Origin of the sequence: Croceicoccus mobilis (genome assembly GCF_001661965.1) — a bacterium.
Lineage (GTDB): Bacteria > Pseudomonadota > Alphaproteobacteria > Sphingomonadales > Sphingomonadaceae > Croceicoccus > Croceicoccus mobilis.
Map to the genome: position 1 here is coordinate 1 of NZ_LYWZ01000014.1, position 21,112 is coordinate 21,112.

A 21,112-nucleotide genomic window follows, 5' to 3' on the forward strand; every position below is an offset into this window, starting at 1 on the left:
GTCCTGGCACAATTCCAGGTTGATGGTAGCACGCGCCCTGGGCCGATCTCTGGAAGCCGACATTGAGATTGACGGTCTCTCCCGCCTTCTCGACGAGGCATATCGACATGTCGTTGCGCGCGCCGGCGACAATCCGGACCTGCGTTTTGAGACGGTCGCCGACAAGATGGGGATTGTGGTCACGCCCCTCGACAAGCTTGATGAACCCGAGAGCCTTCGAGCACTTCGCGCCGCCGTCCAAACGCGCATGCCGAAGGCCGGAATGCCCGACATCTTTCTTGAAGTCATGGCGCGAACCGGATTTGCCAAGTCCTTTACGCATCTGAGCGAGCGTCAGGCCACCGTCGAGCACTTCGAGATAAGCCTGTGCGCGACCCTGGTCGGCGGCGCCTGCAACATCGGTCTTGAGCCGATCGTGCGCCCGGAATTTGCGGCTCTGCGTCGCGACCGTCTTTCTTGGGTCGGTCAGAATTTCATTCGGCCCGAGACCATCGCCGCGGCCAACGCCGCGATCGTTTCCGCTCACAGTCGTCTGGATATCGTCCAACATTGGGGCGCAGGCGAGGTGGCCAGCGCCGACGGCATGCGTTTTGTCGCTCCGTCGAGCGCCATACACGCCGGGCCCAACCCCAAATATTACGGCCAGGAGCGCGGCGTCACTTGGTACAACATGATTTCCAATCAGTTCAGCGGTCTGACCGGAGCGGTCATCCCCGGCACGTTGCGCGACAGCCTGGTCGTCCTGGCTCTCCTGCTGGAGCAGGAAACCGAGCTCGATCCTCTGGAGATCATGACCGACACCGCCGCCTATTCCGACGCCATTTTCGGTCTGTTCTGGCTCTTGGGCTACCGGTTCAGCCCCCGTCTGGCGGACATCGGCGACGCCAAACTCTGGCGTATCGACCGCCAGGCGAGCTATGGGCCGTTCGATCAGACCGCCTGGGGCAGGGTTAAAATCAATCTGATCCGGGAAAACTGGTCCGACCTTATCCGCTTGGCCGGATCGCTCAAGCTCGGCCACCTCAAGGCCGCAGGCGTCATGCGAATGCTGCAGGTCAAAGACCGCCCAACAACGCTGGCCAAGGCCCTGTCTGAACTCGGCCGCATCATCAAGACGCTGCATATCCTGCGATACATCGATGACCGGCCGTTCCGGCGACGAATATTGTTTCAGCTCAACCGGCAGGAATTGCGCCACAAGCTCGGTCGGCGCGTCCATCACGGCGATCGGGGCGAAATCAGAAGCCCTCTGCGTCAGGGCCAAGAGGAGCAGCTTGGGGTCCTCGGTCTGGCCCTCAACTCCATCGTCCACTGGAACGCTGTCTACATGCAGGAAACCGTGCGCCAACTCAGCGAGGCCGGGACGCCGCCGCTGCCCGCCGATATCGCTCGGCTCTCGCCGATATCTTGGCGTCACATCAATTTCCTCGGCCGCTACGACTTCTCCGTGCCTGACGCCGTCGCAAACGGCGGCCTCAGACCGCTACGCCAACCTAATTCCGAATGGGACTTTTGAAAGGAAATAATGCCCCTTACGACACTTTCCTGTTCCGCTCAGCCGCACGACCCAATCTGGAGCAGCTGGGCATGGCAGCGCTGGCGCTTCGTACCGAGCTGGTCGATGTGCAACGCCAGCTGATGGACGATGACAGCGACGAATCAACACAAACGCTGCATGCCAGCATCCGCGAATATATCGCACAGCAGCTGACCGACGAGGCGACGCTGATCGATCCGGCCTTTACCGGCAAAGGGCCGCGCCGCTAACCCGGGTCGCGGCGCGGCCAACAGCGTCAAAGCTCGCTCGGCACGCTGAAATAATCCTGATACTCGGCGAAAAAGGGCCGTTCGCGCGCGATGCGTTCGCGGTCACCGACATCGTACCGATGTGGCTTGCGCTGCGATTGCGGGTTTTGTGCAAAATGGTCATGGATCGCCTTGCGACCTTCATCGCCAAGGCTGATCCCGATCTGGGCATAGGTGCTTTCCAGCGCACCCAGCGGATCGCTCATCAATTCGTCATAGCGGATATTGGCCAATTGCCCGCGCGGCACGATGCCGCCTTCGATCTCGGCAATCGGCTTGCTCAGCCGCGCGGCGCTCGATTGCGGGTCGGTCATGAAATCGAACACGCCCGAGGGCGGCAGCACGTCGCTGCGGGCCCAGATGAAATTGCCGATCATATTGACGGCAGAGGACATGGCGCGGATCGGGTCGCGATGCGGCCAGATCAGTCGCACGCCGTCGAACACTTCGACCACCAGCGGCAGATAGGCGGATGCATCGGGCGATTTCACCACCCAGCGCCCGCCCGGGCGTTGCCACTGGCTCAGCTTCATCACCCGCTTCGCATAAGCTAGAGAACGGCGGCGGTGATCGTCGGTAATGATGGTGTTATAGCCGGGGGTCAGTCCGATCAGGTTCAGCCATGCGGGGCATTGAAAGCTCATGGATTCGGCAAGGATCGTCTCGATCGGTTCGTCGCCGCCCCAGTCGTGAATGCGTTCAAGCTGCGGCGCGACGCCGCACCACAGGGCAAAATGCGCATCGGCCTTCGCAATGCGTGCGGCGATGCTGTCCTCTCCGGCGGGAAACATCGCTTCCCATGTCATCAGGGTCCGGTTTTCGGGATCCAGGCCCAGCAGCTTTTGCAGGATTGACGTGCCGGTGCGGCCCTGACCCACGATGAAGACAGGACGGTCGATGATCTCGTCCTCGATCTCGGGATGGTCGCGATAGGCTTTTTCGACCCGCAGCCGCCCTTCCAGCAGGCGCAATATGTCGGCACGCGCCAGCATGCGGCCCGTCGTGTTCAGATTCGCCTCGTTATTCAGGCTGTGGATCAGCGCCTGATATGGTTCGCGCCAGTCGTCGCTGCCGAAATCGGCAAGGCCGGTATTCGCCATGGCGGTCGCGATCATTTCCTCCGGGGCGAGCGGGACCAGCCCGCCCAGATCGAGCGCCCCCGTCAGCCTATTGAGCCGTTCGACCCATTCGGGGCGAGGCGGAGGGGCCCATTGCGACTGGCGGCCCTGAGCTTTTGCTGCTGCATTCGGCATCTTATCTCTCCCTTCCGGAATTATTCCCCGTGAAGTTTCAGCACGCCGCGATGGCGCGCGGCGATGTCCTGACGCCGCTGTTCGGCGTCGATGCGCGCCACATCGGGCGGCAGGTGATCGGCAATCTCGGCGAATTTCACCTTGCGCGTGCGCGGCACCGGCGCACCGCTGGCGCGGTAATTGCGGAACACGACCGTCCCCTGAAACCGGCCCGTCGTATCGAGCCAGTTCCGGATGCCCGGATCGCGATGGGCAACGACGATCCGCAGCGCGCCATCGGTATCGACCGCCGCATGATGCATGCTGATAGAGCTGTTGTGATACATGTAATTCAGCGACCGTGACCACACATCGCCCAGCTGGAACGACCAGTAGACGCCGTCGGGAAGCTGATCGAGTTCGAGGATCAGCGCCTCGTCCTCTGCCAGATCGAACACGGCCATGGCATAGTTCGACGTGGGACTGCCCACCGTGCTGGTAATGGTGCCGGGCAGGAAGCAGAGCCGGTTAAACCCCGCGTTGCTGGCATTGCTGCCGCCGACGCGCGTGCGCGTTTCGCCGCCATCGTCATCGGCCGTCGCATTTCCGCGATACCATTCGTAAAGGTTCATGGTGAAGTCGCGGATGCAATATTTCATGAATGCCGTTGCGCGCTCGATCCGTTCGGCCATGGTCGCTTCGTCGAATTCGTCATCGTCGTAATAATTGTCGGGCAGGGGGGAAACCCGCTCGATCTCCAGGCTGGCAGGGGTCTGGTTCCAGTCGCCTGTCGCGCGGCGGAACAGCAGGAAGTTATAGCCGCTGTCGGGCGAAAGCTTCATCCAGTTGCCTGCCTGTTCGCCCGCGCTGACGGCGATTTCATACGACCCGTCGGGCGCGATATCGAAATCGGCGAAATCGTAATTGCCGACCACATCGGATTCGGGATGTCCCGAAAGCTGCGCGATGACCTGCCCCAGTATCAGCACCGAATCGTTGAAATTGCCGGTGATGCGATATTCCTGGCTGCCATCCAGAAAGCAGACGCCGTAATAGAAATCGGGCCCGTTCTGGCCCAGCGTGTACATGTCGGTCTGCCACACCGTATTCACGAAGATCCGAGGGTGCAGGCGGCGCGGTGCGACGGCGAAATTATACGCCATGGCCAATGCTTCCATCATCACGTGATAGGCGCGTGCGCGGCATTGGGGAAAGCGCGCAAAGCGTTCCGATTCGGTCATCCATGACAGAACCTCGGTCTGCGCCTCGTGAAATTCGCGCCACGCGCGCTGCAGCACGGGCGACGTCGGATCTTCGCCAGCCATTCCATTCTCCCATTGCCGGACCGTTCGTGCGGCCCGGTCGATCGGCCTCTTTTTCAGGCCCGTCCCGATCGCTGCGAACAGCGATTGCGTTTGATCGCAAATATACGCACACTGGAATCGTACGCTAGTATATCAATAGGAGAGAGGATCGTGAGTCAATATATTGTCGTCGCAGGTGCGGGCGGTGTGGGACGCTGTGTGGTCGCCATGCTGCGGGCAGCGGGCCATGCGGTGATCGCGACCGTTCTGAACGAAGAAGAAGAGCGCGCGGTAAAGGATGCCGATCCGGCGGTAGAGACATTGCGGCTCGACCTGTCCGATGCAGACGGCGTGCACACGGCATTAAAACAGCGGATCGCCACGCTGGAACAGCTCGACGGGATCGGCGTTTGCGGGGCCATTGCGCCGCTTGGCCCGCTGGAAACGACACCGCTGTCGGTGGCGCGTCGCACCTTCGAGATCAATGTGCTTTCCGATCTTGCCATTTTTCAGGCTGCGCTGCCTGCCTTGCGCAAGAGCGGGGGGCGGCTTGCCATGGTGTCGTCGATGTCGGGTAAGGCATCGATGCCTTTCGTCGGCGCCTATAGCGCCTCGAAATTCGGGCTGGAGGGTCTGGCCGACGCCATGCGGCGCGAAGTGCAGGGGCAGGGGGTTGCGGTTTCGCTGGTGCTGCCGGGCGGGATCAAGACCCCGATGGTCGCTAACCAGCTGCGCGACAATGCGGCCGCGATGGAGCGGCTGACGGCCGAGGAAGACGCGCTCTACGGCGCGCTCTATCGCGGTTTCCAGACGGCTGCGAGCCAGAGCCACACCGGCGACGCATCGGAACCCGAAGCGGTGGCGGAAGCGGTCGTCACTGCCCTGACCGGTGACGCGCCCAAGCCGCGCTATATCGTGGGCGAGGATGCAAAACAGCTGATCGGCGCGGCAGAAGCGATGGGCGACGAGGAAGTCGACGTCATGTTCGCGCAGATATTCGCGAACTAACCGGTTAGCGGTTCCGCCAAAGGGGCGGGCGCTTTTCGACAAAGGCCCGCTTCCCTTCCACAGCATCCTCGCTTGCCATTACCTCCTCCGCTTCGGCGAACCGGTCGGGCAAAAGCGATTTCGATAGCGGCAGGTTAAGCGCTTCACCCGCGACGATCCGGTTGCAGCGGATCGCGATCGGTGCGCAGGCCGCGATCTGGCGCGCCCAGTCCATCGCGCGCTTTTGCAGCATGTCGGGTGTGACCACCTCGTTCACAAAGCCGAGCGACTCGCCCTCTTGGGCGCTGACATTGCGGCCCGTCAGCAGGATTGAGGCCGCGCGCTTTTCGCCAATCGCGCGCGGCAATCGTTGCAGCCCTCCGCCCAGCGGCGACCAGCCTACCTTTGGTTCGGGCAGGGCGAATACCGCGTTATCGGCAGCAATGATGAGGTCGCATGCAAGCGCGAGTTCAAATCCGCCGCCCATGCAAATGCCGTTGACCGCCGCGACAATGGGCAGCGGGAAATGGTGGCGCAAGGTCAGTCCGGCAAAGCCATCAGCAGCCAGTTCCATGACGCCTGTTTCCAGATTGTCCTTAAGGTCATAGCCCGCGCAAAACGCGCTCCCTTCGCCGGTAAGCACGATGCAGCGCAGTCCGGCATTGCCAACAAGACCGTCGAAAACCCGTTGCAGTTCTTGATGGGCGGCGGGATGCAGCGCGTTCATCCGCGCGGGCCGGTATATGGTGACGAGCGCGATTGCGCCGTCTATGGCTACGCGGGAAAACTGCAGATCGTCCATACTGCTTGTCTGCCCTATGCTTCGATCAGCCGCGCCCGGATTGCATCCCTGCGATCTCGGCCCAGACCGGCCACTTCTTCAAGATATGCATCCATGCCGCCCCATCCGGCAATGATGGCCCGGTCGGCCCTGTCCAGAAACGAGGTGCTGGCGCTTAGCATCAGGCGGACCGCTCCGGGCGTACGCGCCTCCATCCCGGCGAGAAGGGCGCGTTTTTGAAAGCGGATGCAGGCATCGGCAAAGCTTTCATTGGTCATCAGGTAATCGGCGACGACATCTTCTTCGCGAATGCCCAGTGCGCGCAAGATCATGGCGATGACGAAACCTGTCCGGTCCTTGCCCGCAGCGCAGTGTACCAGCAATGCGCCGTCATCGCGTTCCAGGGCGTCGAATGCGGCTCGTAGCGCGGAGGCGAGATCGATGGGGAAGGCGGCGTAAACACCCATCAGCTCGCCTTCCAGCTGGTCGAGCGTAAGCGGCGGACCCTTGATAAGCGTGGCGAGATTGGCGGCAGCGGCACAGGTCGCGCCGCGCCATGTGGGGGGCGGCGCGCCATGCCAGTTGCTGGGATCGGCGGCGCATTCGCCGGTGCTGCGCAAATCGATGACACGCGCGATTCCCAAAGCGTCCAGCCTGTCTGTATCGCCGCGCGTCAGTTCCTCCAGCCCGGATGATCGCAACAAGGCGCCGCTGCGAAGCCGCGCACCCTGCGGTGTTTGCCAGCCTTCGACACGGCGGAAGTTATGCGTGCCCGCAAGGGGGACGAAGCGGGAATCGCGCGATGCGGAGGTTGTCGGCGTGGTCATGTCGATAATCCGTATCCCTGAATACGATCCATTTGTGAAGGCCCGGCAGGCGGCGCTCACATCGCTTGCGGGAGATGATACGCTATGTTACGGCTTTGCGCGACAAGAGGCAACAAGGCCTGTCGCGTCACGCCCTGGCATGATGCGCCACATGGTTCGTCGCGCATGGTGCGGGCGACCGGGAGAGATAGATGACGACGCGGCCAGACACCGTATTTCGATCGTTCGAATCGCCAAAGCTGACGCTTCCCAATCGTATCGTCATGGCGCCGATGACGCGGGCGAAAGCGATTGGCGGCGTGTCGGGCGAGGATGTCGCCACCTATTACGCGCGGCGCGCGGCAGCAGGCGTGGGGCTGATCGTGACCGAGGGGACCTGGATCGAACATCCCGCCGCTTCGAACGAGGTGAATGTCCCGCGCTTTTATGGCGACGATGCCCTCGCGGGCTGGCGTGCGGTGGTTGAGGCCGTCCATGCCGAGGGGGGCAAGATCGCTCCGCAATTATGGCACGTCGGCCTGTCGCAGAAATCCGATGTCGAGAATCTTTACTCCAGCCAGTTCGAGCGCGACGTGCCGCCGCTCACGCCATCGGGTTTTATCCGCGCGGGTGACAAGGTCGCCGAGCCATCCGACCCATCGGACATAGAGTCAGCGGTCGCGGCCTATGGCAAGGCAGCGCGCACCGCCCGCGAACTGGGGTTCGACGCGCTCGAACTGCATGGCGCGCATGGCTATGCGATCGACCAGTTCTTCTGGCACGAAACCAATCACCGCAGCGACGAATGGGGTGGCCGCACGCTGGGGCAGCGCGCACGTTTCGGTGTGGAGGTGGTGCGTGCCTGCCGCCGCGAGGCGGGGGAGGATTTCCCCATCATTTTCCGTTTTTCGCAATGGAAGCTGCAGGATTATGAGGCCCGGCTGGCCAATACGCCCGAAGAACTGGGTACGCTCTTGCAGGCGCTTTGCGAAGCGGGTGTCGACATCTTCCACGCATCCCAGCGGCGTTTTTGGGAACCGGCATTCGCCGGCAGTGACCTCAATCTCGCCGGCTGGGCGCAAAGGCTGACCGGCAAGCCTGCGATCTCTGTCGGCTCTGTCGGATTGTCTACCGACCTGCTTGACGCGCTGGTCGATGGCCAAAGCGCCGAAGTCACCGACGTCGAGGCGCTGGTGCAGCGCATGGAAGCGGACGAATTCGACCTGATCGCGGTGGGACGCGCGCTGATTGCCGATGCCGAATGGCCGCAAAAGCTGCGCCAGGACCGTCTGCAAGACGCCGTACCCTACAACAAGGAATCGCTGATCACGCTCGACTGAGCGGGGCGGCCAAACGGGAATTTACGGACAATGGCAAAGAACAAGACCATCATCAGCTGCGCGATCACGGGTTCGATCCACACCCCGTCGATGTCGCCATATCTGCCGGTTACCCCGCAGGAAATCGCCGAAAGCGCATTGGGCGCGGCCGAGGCGGGCGCCGCCATCGTGCATCTGCACGCGCGCGATCCCGAAACGGGCAAGCCCGTCCACACCCCCGAGGATTTCGACCCGTTTCTGAAAGTGATCAAGCAGAGCAGCGATGTGGTGGTGAACATCACGACCGGCGCATCGCCCTATATGCCGGTCGAATACCGGGTGAAGCCCGCCGAAGTGTGGCAGCCCGAGGTCGCGAGCCTCAACATCGGATCGATGAATTTCGGCCTGTTTCCCATGCTGAAACGCTACAAGGAGTTCAAGCACGCGTGGGAACCCGAAATGCTGGAAGCAAGCCACGACCTCGTCTTTCGCAACAGCTTCAAGGATATCCGTTACGCATTGGAGACGCTGGACAAGACCGGCACCCGATACGAGTTCGAATGCTACGATACCAGCCATCTCTATAACCTCCATTATTTCTGGCAGGAGGGGTTGGTGAAGGGACCGTTGTTCATCCAGACCTGTTTCGGACTTTTGGGCGGCATTGGCGCGCATCCTGACGATGTCATGCATATGAAGCGCACCGCCGACCGGCTTTTCGGTGACAATTACCGCTGGTCGGTGCTGGCGGCGGGCGCGAACCAGATGAAGGTGGCAGCAATGGCCGCCAGCATGGGCGGACATGTGCGCGTGGGGCTGGAGGACAGCCTGTGGATCGGCAAGGGCCAGCTGGCCGAAACGAATGCGCAGCAGGTGACCAAGGTTCGCCAGATCATCGAGGGGCTGGGCGGCGAGATCGCCACCCCCGAAGAGGCGCGCGAGATCCTTTCGCTGAAGGGCGGGGACAAGGTCGCCTTTTGAACACGGCTTTTGGGGAGAGTGAACATGCCAACGGCAATCGTCTTCGGCGCAAACGGCTTCGTCGGCAAACATGTCCTGATAGAGCTGGTCGCACATGGTTATGAAGTGACCGGCTTCGTCCGATCCGAAGAGGCGGCCGAAGGCGTGCGCGACCTGGGTGCGAGGATCATCGTCGGCGACCTGTCCGACCGCGCTTCCATTCCCGCCATGATCGAAGGACAGGATGCCGTCGTGCTGGCGGCACAGTTGATGTTCGAAGACGAATATGACGTATGCCGTATCATCCTGGACGAATTGCAGGGCACGGACCGCGCCTTCATCTTCACCAGTGGAACCAGCGTGATGTCGATCCCGACGGACGGCCATTGGGACGAGCGCAATTATGCCGAGGACGAACCCTTCACCCCGCGCCGCCAGATCGCGCCGCGCCTGATCAACGAACAGCTGGTGCGCGATGCGGCAAAGGATGGCATTCGCGCCATCGTGCTGCGCCCATCGCTCATATGGGGTAATGGCGGGTGCAAGATCATCGAGGATTTTTACTACTCGGCCAAGGCCACAGGTGCTGTCTGCCATATCGGCCCCGGCCTCAACGTCTATTCCAACGTCCATGTCGAGGATCTTGCCGTACTTTACCGCCTCGCCATCGAAAAGGGCGTGCCCGGCGCGCTCTATTTCTCGGTGACCGGAGAGGTGTCCTATGGCGTGATGGCCCGCGCCATCGCCGACGAATTGGGCGTGCCGACGCGCAGCATCACGGTCGATGAAGCCTGCGAGCTGTGGGACCCGATGTGGGGCAAAGTGGTGCTGCCATCCTGCAGCCGCCAGCGGTCCCCCCGAGCGCGGGAGGAACTGGGCTGGACCCCGCGCGAGGATCGGCTCGACATCCTGGATGATTGCCGCAACCCCGCCTATCGCGCGGCAAAGGGGCGCGCAACGCCCGCATGGGTGCGCAAACCGCCAGCCAGCATGGCCGGGCAGCAGTAAAGCCGATGGGTGAATTACCGATCCCCGCGCATGTGCCGCCGACGCTGGTACGCGATTTCGATTACCTGCGAGAGGTCGAGGGGGAGGAATTGTGGCACTGGTGGTCGCATCTGCATGACGGGCCGGAAATCTTCTACACCCCGCATAATGGCGGTCACTGGGTGCTGACCCGCCATGCGGCGATCGCCGAAGTGCTGGCCGATTACACGCGCTTTTCATCGCGGCATCAGACCGTACCCGTCGCAGGCAAGCCCTTTTCGCTCCCGCCGATCGAGGTCGATCCGCCGCTCCACGGCGAATTCCGCCGACTGATCGCGCCATGGTTCACGCCCAAGGCGATGGTCGGCATGGAGAGCGATGCAAAAGCGTTATGCATAGAGCTGATCGAAGGGTTCCGCGAGCGGGGCCACTGCGAGTTCATTTCCGAATTCGCGCTTGTCATGCCGATCGGCATTTTCCTCAAGCTGGTGGATCTTCCTGCCGGCGACCGGCTCCATCTGCTGGAGATTGCCGAAAAGATGGTGCGCGGCGACGAGGAGCAGCAGGCCGAGGGATTTGCTGCGGCCTTCGAATATCTCGACGTCAAGCTGGAAGAGCGCCGCCGCAATCCCGGCGACGACATGCTGAGTGCGATCGTAACCGGCACGATTGACGGTGGGCGCCTGCTCACGGACGAGGAGGCGCGGTTGATGGGCGCGCTGCTGCTGGCGGGCGGTCTGGACACGGTGGCGGGCATGATCGGTTTCATCACCCAGCATCTGGCCGGGCACGACGAACACCGCCGCCTGCTGGCCAGCGAGCCCGACCGCATTCATTCCGCCACCGAAGAGCTGATGCGCCGCCACCAGATCGCCAATATCGCGCGCGAGGTTGTCGCAGACACCGAATATCATGGCGTGGCGATGAAGGCGGGCGACATGATCCTGACCCCGACCAGCATGGCAGCAGTCGACGACCGCGAGTACAACAACCCGCTAGAGGTCGATTTCGACCGTCCGAACAAGCGCAGCATCGTATTCGGAAACGGGCCGCACCAATGCATCGGCGCGTTTCTCGCTCGCACGGAGATCCGTGTCTTCCTGCGCGAATGGCTCGCCCGGATACCGGAATTCCGCATCGCTGCGGGAAAAACCTCTCGCGTGTTTTCCGGGCGCGCCAATGCGATGCGCTATCTGCCGCTGGAATGGGATATCCGATGAAATCGACCTGCGCCGATATGGGCCCTGCCGCCATGACTGAAGTGACCTGCGACCACACCGGGACCGCATTTCCGGTCGGCTATGATATGCTGCAATCGGGCGGCGCGCCAGAGTTGACCCGCCTGTTCCATGCCATCGGCACGCTGGAGCCCGAGAACCGGGTCGAGCGCATCACTCGCTGGGAGGAATTTTTTGGCGGCGGCATGGGGCGAAAGATCGTGATCGACGTCGAATATGCGCAGCCGACCGACCGGCCCACCCGCCTCTTCGCCAAATTCACGCGTGAAATGGGCGATCCATTGCAGGCGCTGTTCTCTCCGGTGATGGATCCCGAGGTACGCTTTGCCCTGCTGTCGCGGCGGTCCGATTTTCCGCTGATCGTGCCCGAATGCATGTTCGCCGGTTATAGCGCCGAATATCTGACGGGCCTCCTGATCACAGGGAGGGTGCCCTATGGCGAGAATGGCGTGCTGCCTGTGATGGAGAAGGCGGTCGATCATGAATATGGCGAGCTGCTTCCGGTTTATGAGGCGCAGACGCGTGCCATGGCAAAACTTGCAGGCTTCCATCGTGCAGGCCGTTTCGGCGGCGAGGTGACCGAGACTTTCCCCTTCGACCGAACGAACGAGGCTCTTCTAAAGGTCATTCCATTCGGGTCCGAGGAGCTGGACGCGAAGCTGGACCGCCTGCACCGATTCGCGGCCCGCGCGCCGCAACTGCTGCCCGACGGTCTGTCCGATCCCGCCTTTCTCGACAGTTTCGCCCGGGGCGCACGCATGGTGCTGCGCAAAGAGCGCGCCATCTGGCATGCGATCTATGCACATGATGATGCGATCGCATTGATCCACTGGAACATGAACCCCGACAACGCCTGGTTCTGGCGCGACGCGACCGGCGAAATGCAATCGGGTCAGCTCGACTGGGGCGGCGTGGGGCAGGGTAATCTGGCGCAGGGCTATTACGGCATGTATTGCGCGGCAGAGACCGATTTCATCGCACGCCACGACGCTGCGCTGCAGGATTTGCTGTTGAGCGAATATGCGCGCGGCGGCGGGCCTGCACTCGATCCGGCGCGTTTCGATCGCGACATATCGCTGGCCATCGCGGTGCTGGGGTCGGCATGGATGCTCGATGCGCCCGCGCTGATAGAGGCTGAGATCCCGGATTTCGAGACGCTGAAGGGGCGCGACGATCCGCGCCTGCGCGCCCTGTTTATCCCGCGCGCGCAATTGCAGCTGATGCGGTTGTTCCTGTCCGAATGGCGGCGCAAGGACATCGGTGCCATCGTCGATGCGATTTAAGCGGCTCCTTGCGCTGCCCATGTCTCGTTAAAATGGCGGGTCACCGGCGCGGGACCGGAAAAATGTTTTAGCGCATGTTCGATCTTGGGCGGCACGGTAAAGCGCGCCGGATCGAACCGCGGGTTCAGCAATGTGCCCAGGCGCGGCAGTATAAACCGCTGCTGCCGTCGCATCAGCGCGCGATGCTGGCGTTGCGACTCCCTGCGCTCGGGCTCGGTCAAGCCGGCCTGATATTGCTTCAGGATCACATCGGCGGCCCTGTCGAAATAGCTGCCGATATGCCTGAACGAATGCACCAGCGCGGCGATGCGGGTCAGGTAACGGCCTGAAATCGCCATGAAAGCATCGTGGCAGACCGACCGGTGCTCGAACTCTTCGGCGACATGCCACAGGAACAGGTTCGCGCCATTGGGATCGGCCCCTTCGAACAGATCGTCGCAATGCTGAAACAGGTAAAGCGCCGAATAGGTCGCCGTGTTTTCAAACCCCGCGCAAAAGGCCATGTTATAGGCGAGCGAACGCTCCTTGCGCATCTTTTGCAAGTCCGCGACCAGCTCTTTCACGATCCGGTCCAGCGCCGGATTGCCGTCATCCAGAAAGCGCCGGTTGAACTCAGCGTGATAGCGGGCATGGGTCGCCTCCTGCCGGATGAAATCGTCCAGCCGGTCAGCCAGCGCGGGATTCGCGGTGCGGCATTCGTCGCGCACCGATTTGGCGACATTGTTCAGATAATGCTCGTAAAACGGGATGCAGATCGACGATCCGTTGGAATATATCGAGAATTCGGGAATCCGCGACCAGACCAGCGGCGTTGCCTGCACGTCGAGCGCAGGCTTGCGTACATGCAGGCCGGTTTGCGTGGAAATCATCAGTATTTCTCCGGCTCGAACTGGCTGATGTCGAGATAGTCGGAATAGCGGGTGATCTTGCCGTCGCGCACTTGCAGCGCGCCCATGATCTTGGCCGCATGTGTTTCCGGCCCGTCACCCCAAAGATGATCGATCCGCTCGGTCAGCACGGTGTCGCCTTCGGACATGATATTGATCATCTCGACCCGGCCATAGGGCATCTGGCTCACTTCATTATATTTCCGCAAATGCGACATGACCGCGTCATAGCCGACGCAATCGGGCATGCCCGTGTTCTGCCAGACGGCATCTTCGGCCATCCATTTTTCGAACGCCCCGACAAAGCCGGTTTCCCAATCCTTGAAGAACGCTTCGACGGTTTCGCGTGCGGTCGGTTTGCCCATTTATCTCTCCCATTTCTGCCTTTGGCGATGCGGCATTGTGCGGCGGGAGGGGAGACGAATCCAGTTGAACGGGTGATCGGATTGCGCAAGGATGTGAACCTATTACGCAAAGAACAGAGAGAGAGCGGCGAGAGGGGCAATGGGCGACAGGAAAGGCGCGATGCGCAGACGCAAATTGCACGCCTATGCGCAGGCTTTGGGCTCGCCGTCGTATCTGGCCATTGGTGACGGCCCGATCGGAGATGCCGAATATGCGCGCCTGCTGGACAGGATCGCCCGCCGTGCGCCGCGCGGATTCGCATTGCAATTCGGTTCGGCTCGCCGCGTCATCGAACTGGGCCTGCTGGGCCATGTCGTGCTGTCATGCAGCACTTTGCGTGAGGTGCTCCACGTCTGGTTGTCGCATGCCGAAGCAGCCGGGGAATTGGTCAGGGTCAGCGCGCAGGTCGACGACGAAGCGGGCGAATGGATTACCACGCTGTACGCGGACCGGATTTTGAGCGCTGCGGCCCGGCGGTTCTGTGTTGAGGAGCTGACCGCGACCTTTTTTGCCTTTTGCCACGATGTCACCGGCGACAGCTATGCCGATTTCATCGCCGAGATCGAGCATGACGCGCCGCCCTGCCTGACCGTTCCAGATGCATTGCAAGCTTCGCTGCGGTTCGGATGCGGGCGCAACAGGATCGCGGGGCCATCCTCTGTGTTGAATCGCGCCACGACCGGCCGCGATGACGAGACGTTCTCTCTCCTGCTTGACCAACTGGCCCATGTTAAGCCGGCAGACGGAGTAGCAGCGCGGTGCGGCGCGCTGGGGCAATCGTTGATGAATTATCTCCTGCTTGGCCATTCGCGCGTTCCTTCGCAGGGCGATGCGGCGCGGTGGTTGGGCATGTCGAAACGCAGCCTTGTTCTGCGGTTGCAGGGGGAGGGGACGAGCTATTCGGAAATTCTCGACGATTACCGGCGCCGTTATGCCATGGCTCTGCTGGATGAGGGGGCGCTATGCACCAAGCAGATCGCTCATGCAGTTGGCTTTATCCATGAAAATAGCCTGCGCAGGGCCTTTCGCGGTTGGACGGGCGTGTCGATCGGCGCATGGATTCGCGCACGGAACTAACGTAAAAGGGAGAAGCAGCTACGCATTTCGTTTGCGAACAATTCCGGCTGTTCAAACGCGGCGAAATGACCGCCTTTGGGCAATTCATTCCAATGGATGGTATTCGGAAACACCTTGTCCGCCCATTTGCGCGGGGTCTTGATGATTTCTTTTGGGAATATGCTCATCCCCACCGGCAATTCGACCCGCATCGGTCGAAAACTGCCCATGCTTTCCAGATAGAGCCGGGCCGACGACGCAGCCGAATTCGTAAGCCAGTACATGGTTATAATGTCGAGCATTTCATTGCGCGACAGGACCGTTTCGGGATCGCCGTCGCAATCGCTCCAGCGTTGGAACTTCTCATAGATCCACGCCGCCTGACCCGACGGCGAATCCGCCAGCGCATAGCCGATGGTCTGCGGGCGGGTCGCCTGCAACCGGGCATAGGCGGATTCGACATTGGCGAAATGCGCCAATGCCTCGATCGCGACGGCCTCGTCGTTGTCCAGTACCTCGTCCAGCTTGTCGGGTCTTGCCGAGAGCATGTTGAGATGGATGCCCGCCAGACCTTGGGGCGCCTGCACCCCCATCTGCACCGTGACCGAGGAACCCCAGTCACCCCCTTGCGCGACATAGCGGGCATAGCGGAGGCGGCGCATCAATTCTGCCCAGGCGCGGGCAATGCGCTCAACGCCCCAGCCGGTGTTGGCCGGCTTCCCCGAAAAACCATAGCCGGGGAGGGATGGGATCACGACATGAAATGCATCCGCCGCCAATCCGCCATGTTCGGTGGGATCGGTCAGCGGAGCCACGACTTTTGCGAACTCTAGCACGGAGCCGGGCCAGCCATGCGTCAGCAGGATCGGTAGCGCATCGTCATGCGGCGACCTGATATGCAGGAAATGGATATCCAGCCCGTCGATCAGGGTCCGGTGCGGCGCCATCGCATTGATCGCCGCTTCGCAGCTGCGCCAGTCGTAATCGCTTCGCCAGCTTTCGATCAGCGCCCGCATGCGGTCGTGCGGGACGCCCTGATCCCAGCCGGGTACGGTCGCCGGTTCGGGCAGCCGCACCCGGCCAAGCCTGTGTTTCAGGTCGTCGAGGTCGGCCTGTGCGATCGCGATCGGTGCAGCTTCGATCATGGCGCGATCAATCTTCGGGAGCGATGGTGACGCGAAGTCCTTCAAGCTCCCCGTTCACAGGAAGCTGGCATGACAATCGCGAATTCGCCTGCCGATGATCCGAGCTATCGAGGAGGTCGTTCTCATCCTCTGACATTTCGGGCAGGCGGTCGGCGAAATCTTCGTCGACATAGACGTGGCAGGTCGCGCAGGAACAGCAGCCTCCGCAAAGCGCCAGCAATTCGTCAAAGCCATTGTCACGGATCGCCTCCATGACGCTGGTGCCGGTTTCAGCCTCGACCGTCTTTTCGGTCTCGTCGCGTCCGATGATGGTGAGTTTCATGACATGCTCTCCTTCACAACTTCTCCATCAGTTCCGGCACCGCTTGATACAAATCGGCGACGAGCCCGATGTCGGCGACCTGGAAGATGGGTGCGTCTTCGTCCTTGTTGATGGCGATGATGGTCTTGGAATCCTTCATGCCGGCCAGGTGCTGGATCGCGCCGGAGATGCCGATGGCGATGTACACTTCGGGCGCGACGATCTTGCCCGTCTGCCCGACCTGATAGTCGTTGGGCACATAGCCAGCATCGACTGCGGCGCGCGAAGCCCCCACTCCCGCGCCGAACTTGTCCGCGAGCGGCATGATCGTCGCCTCGAAGGTTTCGGCATCTTTCAGCGCGCGGCCGCCCGAGACGATGATCTTCGCGCTCGTCAGTTCGGGGCGTTCGGACTTGGCGATTTCCGCGCCGACGAAGCTGGACTTGCCCGCATCGCCGGTGGAGGCGACGGCTTCGATCTCCGCGCTGCCACCGCTGGCTTCCGCCTTGTCGAAGGCGGTGCCGCGCACGGTGATGACCAATTTGGCATCGGTCGATTCCACCGTCGCAATCGCATTGCCCGCATAGATCGGGCGCGTGAAAGTCTTCTCGCCCTCGACCGAGAGAATATCACTGATCTGCATGACATCGAGCAGTGCGGCGACGCGCGGGGCGATATTCTTGCCGGTGGTGGTGGCGGGGAACAGCACGGCGTCGTGCGCATCCATCAGCCCTGCGATCAGCGGCGCGACATTCTCGGCCAGCTGGTGTTCGTACGCCGCGTCATCGGCGACATGGACCTTGCCCACGCCCGCGATCTTGGCAGCCGCTTCGCCTACAGCAGCGCAGCCCGCGCCCGCGACCAGCAGGTGCACTTCGCCCAGCTTCGAGGCAGCGGTGACGGTGGCGAGGGTCGCATCACCCAGATTGGCATTGTCGTGATCGACATAAACAAGCGTTTTCATGATCATGCGACTCCCATCGCTTTAAGCTTGGCGACCAGCTCGTCGACATCGGCGACCTTCACGCCCGCCTGCCGGACCGGCGGTTCGGCGACGGTCAGCGTCTTCAGGCGCGGCGCGATATCCACGCCGTAGTCAGCCGGGGTCTTGGTCCCGAGAGGCTTCTTCTTAGCCTTCATGATGTTGGGAAGGCTCGCGTAACGCGGCTCGTTCAGGCGCAGATCGGTTGTGATGATCGCAGGCACAGACAGCTTCACCGTCTCGAGCCCGCCATCGACTTCGCGCGTCACGCTGACGTGATCGCCTTCGACCTCGACCTTCGATGCGAACGTGCCCTGGGGCAGGTCCATCAGCGCGGCCAGCATCTGGCCGGTCTGGTTGCTGTCATCGTCAATCGCCTGCTTGCCGAGGATGATGAGGCCGGGTTCGACCTCTGCCGCCACAGCCTTGAGGATCTTGGCCACCGCCAGCGGCTCGACCGTTTCGTCCGTTTCCACCAGCACCGCGCTATCCGCGCCCATCGCCAGCGCCGTGCGCAAAGTTTCCTGCGCCTTGGCAGGGCCGATGCTCACCGCCACGATCTCGTCGATCTTGCCCGCTTCCTTCAGCCGGATCGCTTGCTCGACCGCGATCTCGTCAAACGGGTTCATGCTCATCTTCACGTTCGACAGGTCGACACCAGAGCCATCCGCCTTCACGCGAGGCTTCACGTTATAGTCGATCACCCGTTTTACCGGGACCAGGGCTTTCATCACAGTCTCCCAAATATCGTTCGCTAGATTACCAGTATCGTATGATTCCGCCGTTGCCCAGTCGCAATCAGCGCGGCGTCAGTCCGATGCTGTTGGATAGTCGGTGTAGCCTTTACGATCCCCGACATAAGCGTAGTCGAAATCGGGTTGTGCGAGCGGCGCACCTTCGCGGAATCGCGAGACCAGATCTGGATTGGCGATATAGGGCCTGCCAAAAGAGATGGCGGCGGCCTGGCCACCTGCTATCGCCATCGCAGCTGTTTCGGCATCGAAGCTGCCGTTTTGAATGACGGTCCCGCCAAAAGCCGCCGCAAGATCATTGAGTACCGGCTTATCCGGCCGTTCCATAAAGCCCGAGGCAATCGGTTCGATCAGGTGGATATAGGCGAGGCCATAGTCACGGCAAAGTGCCCCGATAGCGCGTGCCAGAGCTGTCGGATCCTCGTCCCCCATACCTTTGCGTTCGCTCGTCGGGCTGATCCGCAGGCCGATGCGATCGGGCGCGATCTGTTCGCTCACAGCATCGAGAACTTCGCGCAGGAATCGGGTACGGTTCTCAACGCTGCCACCATAGGCATCGGTACGGCGGTTGGTCTTGGACTGCAGGAATTGATCGATAATATAGCCGTTGGCGCCGTGCACTTCGACCCCGTCGAAGCCGGCCTTGACCGCGTTCGCAGCACCGCGACCGAAGGCGGTCACGACGCTGTCTATATCTGACTGGTTCATTTCACGCGGAATGACATAGGGTTTCATCGGCAGGAACAGCCCGTCGTCGCCTTCGGGTCGCGGCGCGAAGGTTTCACCCTCGGCAGCAATGGGTGAGGGGGCCATGGGTAGCTGTCCCCCGATATAATCGGGCAGGACAAGTCGGCCCATGTGCCACAACTGCAGGAACATGCGCCCACCCTTGGCGTGGACCGCTTCGATTACGCCTCGCCATCCGGCGATCATTTCGTCCGACCATATGCCTGGTACCCGGTACCAGCCCATGCCAAGCGGATCGACGGCGGTTGCCTCTGATATGATAAGGCCGGCATCGGCGCGCTGCGCGTAATAATCGGCCATCATTGCGGTCGGTACATTCGCTTCGGTCGCGCGGCTGCGGGTGAGCGGCGCCATCACGATGCGATTGCGGATTTCCTGAGCACCGATCCTTACAGGTTCGAACAGGGGGGAGATGTCAGTCATGTTCCTCTCGGCTTCTTTCCTTTTGATGCATTGATGGCCGCTCGGCCGTCATGATCTGCGGCCCCCTCACATATTGGGATAGTTCGGCCCGCCGCCGCCTTCGGGGGTGACCCAGTTGATGTTCTGGGTTGGGTCCTTGATGTCGCAGGTCTTGCAGTGGACGCAGTTCTGCGCGTTGATCACGAATTTGGGCTCTGCGCCCTCTTCGTCGAGACCGGTATATTCATACACCCCCGCCGGGCAGTAACGCGCCGCAGGCCCGGCATAGACCGGCAGGTTGATCTTCAGCGGAACATCCGGGTCCTTGAGCTGAAGGTGGCAGGGCTGATCTTCCTCATGATTGGTGTTCGACAGGAACACGCTGGAAAGACGGTCGAAGCTGATCACGCCATCGGGCTTGGGATACTGGATCGGCTTGAACAGATCGGCGCGCATCGTCTGATCGCAGTCGCGGTGGTGCTTCATGGTGATCGGCAGGCCGATCTTCAGCGTGCGCATCCACATGTCCGCGCCCGCGATCACCGTGCCCAGCGCGCCGCCGAACTTGGCGACGGCGGGTTCGGCGTTCTTCACTTTCTTCAGTTCATCCGCGATCCAGCTCGAACGCAATGTCGTCTCGTAATCGACGACCTCGTCGCCCGCGCGCTGGGCGCCGATGGCCTCGGCCACGGCTTCGGCCGCGAGCATGCCCGATTTCATCGCGGTATGGCTGCCCTTGATGCGGGGCACATTGACGAAGCCCGCGCTGCATCCGATCAGCGCGCCGCCGGGGAAGGTGAGTTTCGGCACCGATTGCCAGCCGCCTTCGTTAATGACGCGCGCGCCATAGGAAACGCGCTTCCCGCCTTCGAGGATCGAGCGGATTTCAGGATGCTGCTTCCAGCGCTGGAATTCCTCGAACGGGAACAGATACGGGTTGGCGTAATCCAGCGCGACCACGAAGCCCAAGGCCACCTGCCCGTTGGCCTGGTGATAGAGGAAGCCGCCGCCCCACGCATCGTTTTCGCTAAGCGGCCAGCCCTGTGTGTGGAGAACGCGGCCCGGCACGTGCTTGGCGGGATCGATGTCCCACAATTCCTTCATGCCAAGGCCATAGACCTGCGGTTCGCAATTCGCCTCAAGGTCGAACTTCGCCTTCAGCTGCTTGGTCAGCGACCCGCGCGCGCCTTCGGCAAACAGCGTGTATTTGCCGTGCAGTTCCATGCCGGGCTGGTAATCGGCCTTGTGGCTGCCATCGGCGGCCACGCCCATGTCGCCGGTCGCCACGCCCTTGACCGAACCGTCATCGTTATAAAGCACCTCGGCCGCCGGGAAGCCGGGGAAGATTTCCACGCCCAACCCCTCGGCCTTTTCCGCGAGCCAGCGGCACAGGCTGCCCAGCGAACCGGTGTAATTGCCATCGTTCGACATGAAGGGCGGCATCGCCAGATGCGGCATCGCGAACTTGCCCTTGGCCGACAGCGTCCAGTGCCAGTTATCCGTCACCGGGGTCTCGGCCATCGGGCAATCGTCATCGCGCCAGTCGGGCAGCAGTTCGTCCAGCGCCTTGGGATCGACCACCGCGCCCGACAGGATATGCGCGCCGATCTCCGAACCCTTCTCAAGCACGCAGACCTCAAGATCCGCATTCACCTGCTTCAACCGGATCGCGGCGCCCAATCCCGCAACGCCGCCACCGACGATGACGACATCATAAGGCATGGATTCGCGT

At 61.8% G+C, this 21,112-nt stretch carries 21 protein-coding genes; 9 read left to right on the forward strand and 12 right to left on the reverse strand.

Going from position 1 to position 21,112, the window contains the following annotated elements:
* Both A9D13_RS04060 and A9D13_RS04065 read left to right on the forward strand, forming a co-directional pair.
* Positions 1-1,516, forward strand: a 1,516-nt coding sequence (locus A9D13_RS04060) for a Tn3 family transposase (RefSeq protein ID WP_156521916.1), incomplete at its 5' end; no start/stop codon positions are given.
* Positions 1,504-1,767 carry a hypothetical protein gene (locus tag A9D13_RS04065; protein WP_066770526.1) on the forward strand — a complete coding sequence of 88 codons (264 nt, stop codon included), beginning with the start codon at positions 1,504-1,506 and terminating at the stop codon, positions 1,765-1,767. The genes A9D13_RS04060 and A9D13_RS04065, both read left to right, overlap by 13 nt.
* 26 nt (positions 1,768-1,793) lie before the next feature.
* On the opposite strand, the gene A9D13_RS04070 is transcribed toward A9D13_RS04065, so the two are convergent.
* Together A9D13_RS04070 and A9D13_RS04075 are read right to left on the reverse strand one after the other, a co-directional pair.
* Entirely contained in the window at positions 1,794-3,059 is a 1,266-nt protein-coding gene (locus tag A9D13_RS04070) for a sulfotransferase family protein (RefSeq protein WP_066770528.1), read from the reverse strand.
* Between the two features lie 20 nt (positions 3,060-3,079).
* Positions 3,080-4,363 (reverse strand): DUF1214 domain-containing protein, encoded by a 1,284-nt coding sequence (locus A9D13_RS04075; RefSeq protein ID WP_066770530.1) that lies wholly within the window; start codon positions 4,361-4,363, stop codon positions 3,080-3,082.
* A gap of 150 nt (positions 4,364-4,513) precedes the next feature.
* Between A9D13_RS04075 and A9D13_RS04080 the strand changes: the two genes are divergently transcribed.
* Positions 4,514-5,350, forward strand: a complete 837-nt coding sequence (locus A9D13_RS04080; protein WP_172808094.1) for an SDR family NAD(P)-dependent oxidoreductase — start codon at positions 4,514-4,516, stop codon at positions 5,348-5,350.
* A gap of 4 nt (positions 5,351-5,354) precedes the next feature.
* On the opposite strand, the gene A9D13_RS04085 is transcribed toward A9D13_RS04080, so the two are convergent.
* Complete coding sequence (locus tag A9D13_RS04085; RefSeq protein WP_066770536.1) at positions 5,355-6,131, reverse strand: enoyl-CoA hydratase-related protein; 777 nt, start codon at positions 6,129-6,131, stop codon at positions 5,355-5,357.
* A gap of 14 nt (positions 6,132-6,145) precedes the next feature.
* On the reverse strand, positions 6,146-6,937 hold the full coding sequence (locus tag A9D13_RS04090) for a tyrosine-protein phosphatase (protein WP_066770539.1): 792 nt from the start codon (positions 6,935-6,937) through the stop codon (positions 6,146-6,148).
* Between the two features lie 191 nt (positions 6,938-7,128).
* Here A9D13_RS04090 and A9D13_RS04095 point away from each other — a divergent pair, with 191 nt between their 5' ends.
* The 5 genes from A9D13_RS04095 to A9D13_RS04115 are packed head-to-tail and all read left to right on the forward strand — an operon-like array spanning position 7,129 to position 12,703.
* Positions 7,129-8,256, forward strand: coding sequence for an NADH:flavin oxidoreductase (locus tag A9D13_RS04095; RefSeq protein ID WP_066770542.1), 1,128 nt, complete (start codon positions 7,129-7,131; stop codon positions 8,254-8,256).
* 30 nt (positions 8,257-8,286) lie between these two features.
* Positions 8,287-9,216 (forward strand): 3,5-dioxohexanoate:acetyl-CoA acetone transferase, encoded by a 930-nt coding sequence (gene kce / locus A9D13_RS04100; protein ID WP_066770543.1) that lies wholly within the window; start codon positions 8,287-8,289, stop codon positions 9,214-9,216.
* 24 nt (positions 9,217-9,240) lie between these two features.
* Positions 9,241-10,203 carry an NAD-dependent epimerase/dehydratase family protein gene (locus A9D13_RS04105; RefSeq protein WP_066770544.1) on the forward strand — a complete coding sequence of 321 codons (963 nt, stop codon included), beginning with the start codon at positions 9,241-9,243 and terminating at the stop codon, positions 10,201-10,203.
* Entirely contained in the window at positions 10,161-11,402 is a 1,242-nt protein-coding gene (locus A9D13_RS04110) for a cytochrome P450 (RefSeq protein ID WP_082922092.1), read from the forward strand. Before A9D13_RS04105 ends, A9D13_RS04110 begins: the two co-directional genes overlap by 43 nt.
* On the forward strand, positions 11,399-12,703 hold the full coding sequence (locus tag A9D13_RS04115) for a hypothetical protein (RefSeq protein ID WP_156521918.1): 1,305 nt from the start codon (positions 11,399-11,401) through the stop codon (positions 12,701-12,703). Before A9D13_RS04110 ends, A9D13_RS04115 begins: the two co-directional genes overlap by 4 nt.
* On the opposite strand, the gene A9D13_RS04120 is transcribed toward A9D13_RS04115, so the two are convergent.
* Complete coding sequence (locus A9D13_RS04120; RefSeq protein WP_066770547.1) at positions 12,700-13,572, reverse strand: metal-dependent hydrolase; 873 nt, start codon at positions 13,570-13,572, stop codon at positions 12,700-12,702. The genes A9D13_RS04115 and A9D13_RS04120 overlap by 4 nt on opposite strands.
* Positions 13,572-13,955, reverse strand: a complete 384-nt coding sequence (locus A9D13_RS04125) for a nuclear transport factor 2 family protein (RefSeq protein WP_066770550.1) — start codon at positions 13,953-13,955, stop codon at positions 13,572-13,574. Before A9D13_RS04125 ends, A9D13_RS04120 begins: the two co-directional genes overlap by 1 nt.
* 160 nt (positions 13,956-14,115) lie before the next feature.
* On the opposite strand from A9D13_RS04125, the gene A9D13_RS04130 reads away from it, so the two are divergent.
* On the forward strand, positions 14,116-15,072 hold the full coding sequence (locus A9D13_RS04130; RefSeq protein ID WP_066770554.1) for an AraC family transcriptional regulator: 957 nt from the start codon (positions 14,116-14,118) through the stop codon (positions 15,070-15,072).
* Here A9D13_RS04130 and A9D13_RS04135 read toward each other — a convergent pair.
* The 6 genes from A9D13_RS04135 to A9D13_RS04160 all read right to left on the reverse strand — a co-directional run.
* On the reverse strand, positions 15,069-16,196 hold the full coding sequence (locus A9D13_RS04135) for an epoxide hydrolase family protein (RefSeq protein WP_066770557.1): 1,128 nt from the start codon (positions 16,194-16,196) through the stop codon (positions 15,069-15,071). The genes A9D13_RS04130 and A9D13_RS04135 overlap by 4 nt on opposite strands.
* A 7-nt stretch (positions 16,197-16,203) precedes the next feature.
* Positions 16,204-16,518: a 2Fe-2S iron-sulfur cluster-binding protein gene (locus A9D13_RS04140; protein ID WP_066770559.1), complete on the reverse strand. Its 315-nt coding sequence runs from the start codon at positions 16,516-16,518 to the stop codon at positions 16,204-16,206.
* Positions 16,519-16,531: 13 nt separating this feature from the next.
* Positions 16,532-17,461: an electron transfer flavoprotein subunit alpha/FixB family protein gene (locus tag A9D13_RS04145; RefSeq protein WP_066770572.1), complete on the reverse strand. Its 930-nt coding sequence runs from the start codon at positions 17,459-17,461 to the stop codon at positions 16,532-16,534.
* A gap of 2 nt (positions 17,462-17,463) precedes the next feature.
* Positions 17,464-18,210 (reverse strand): electron transfer flavoprotein subunit beta/FixA family protein, encoded by a 747-nt coding sequence (locus A9D13_RS04150; protein ID WP_066770562.1) that lies wholly within the window; start codon positions 18,208-18,210, stop codon positions 17,464-17,466.
* 78 nt (positions 18,211-18,288) lie between these two features.
* Positions 18,289-19,401 (reverse strand): alkene reductase, encoded by a 1,113-nt coding sequence (locus tag A9D13_RS04155; protein WP_066770563.1) that lies wholly within the window; start codon positions 19,399-19,401, stop codon positions 18,289-18,291.
* Between the two features lie 66 nt (positions 19,402-19,467).
* The coding region (locus A9D13_RS04160) for an electron transfer flavoprotein-ubiquinone oxidoreductase (RefSeq protein WP_244884880.1) at positions 19,468-21,112 on the reverse strand (1,645 nt) is incomplete at its 5' end.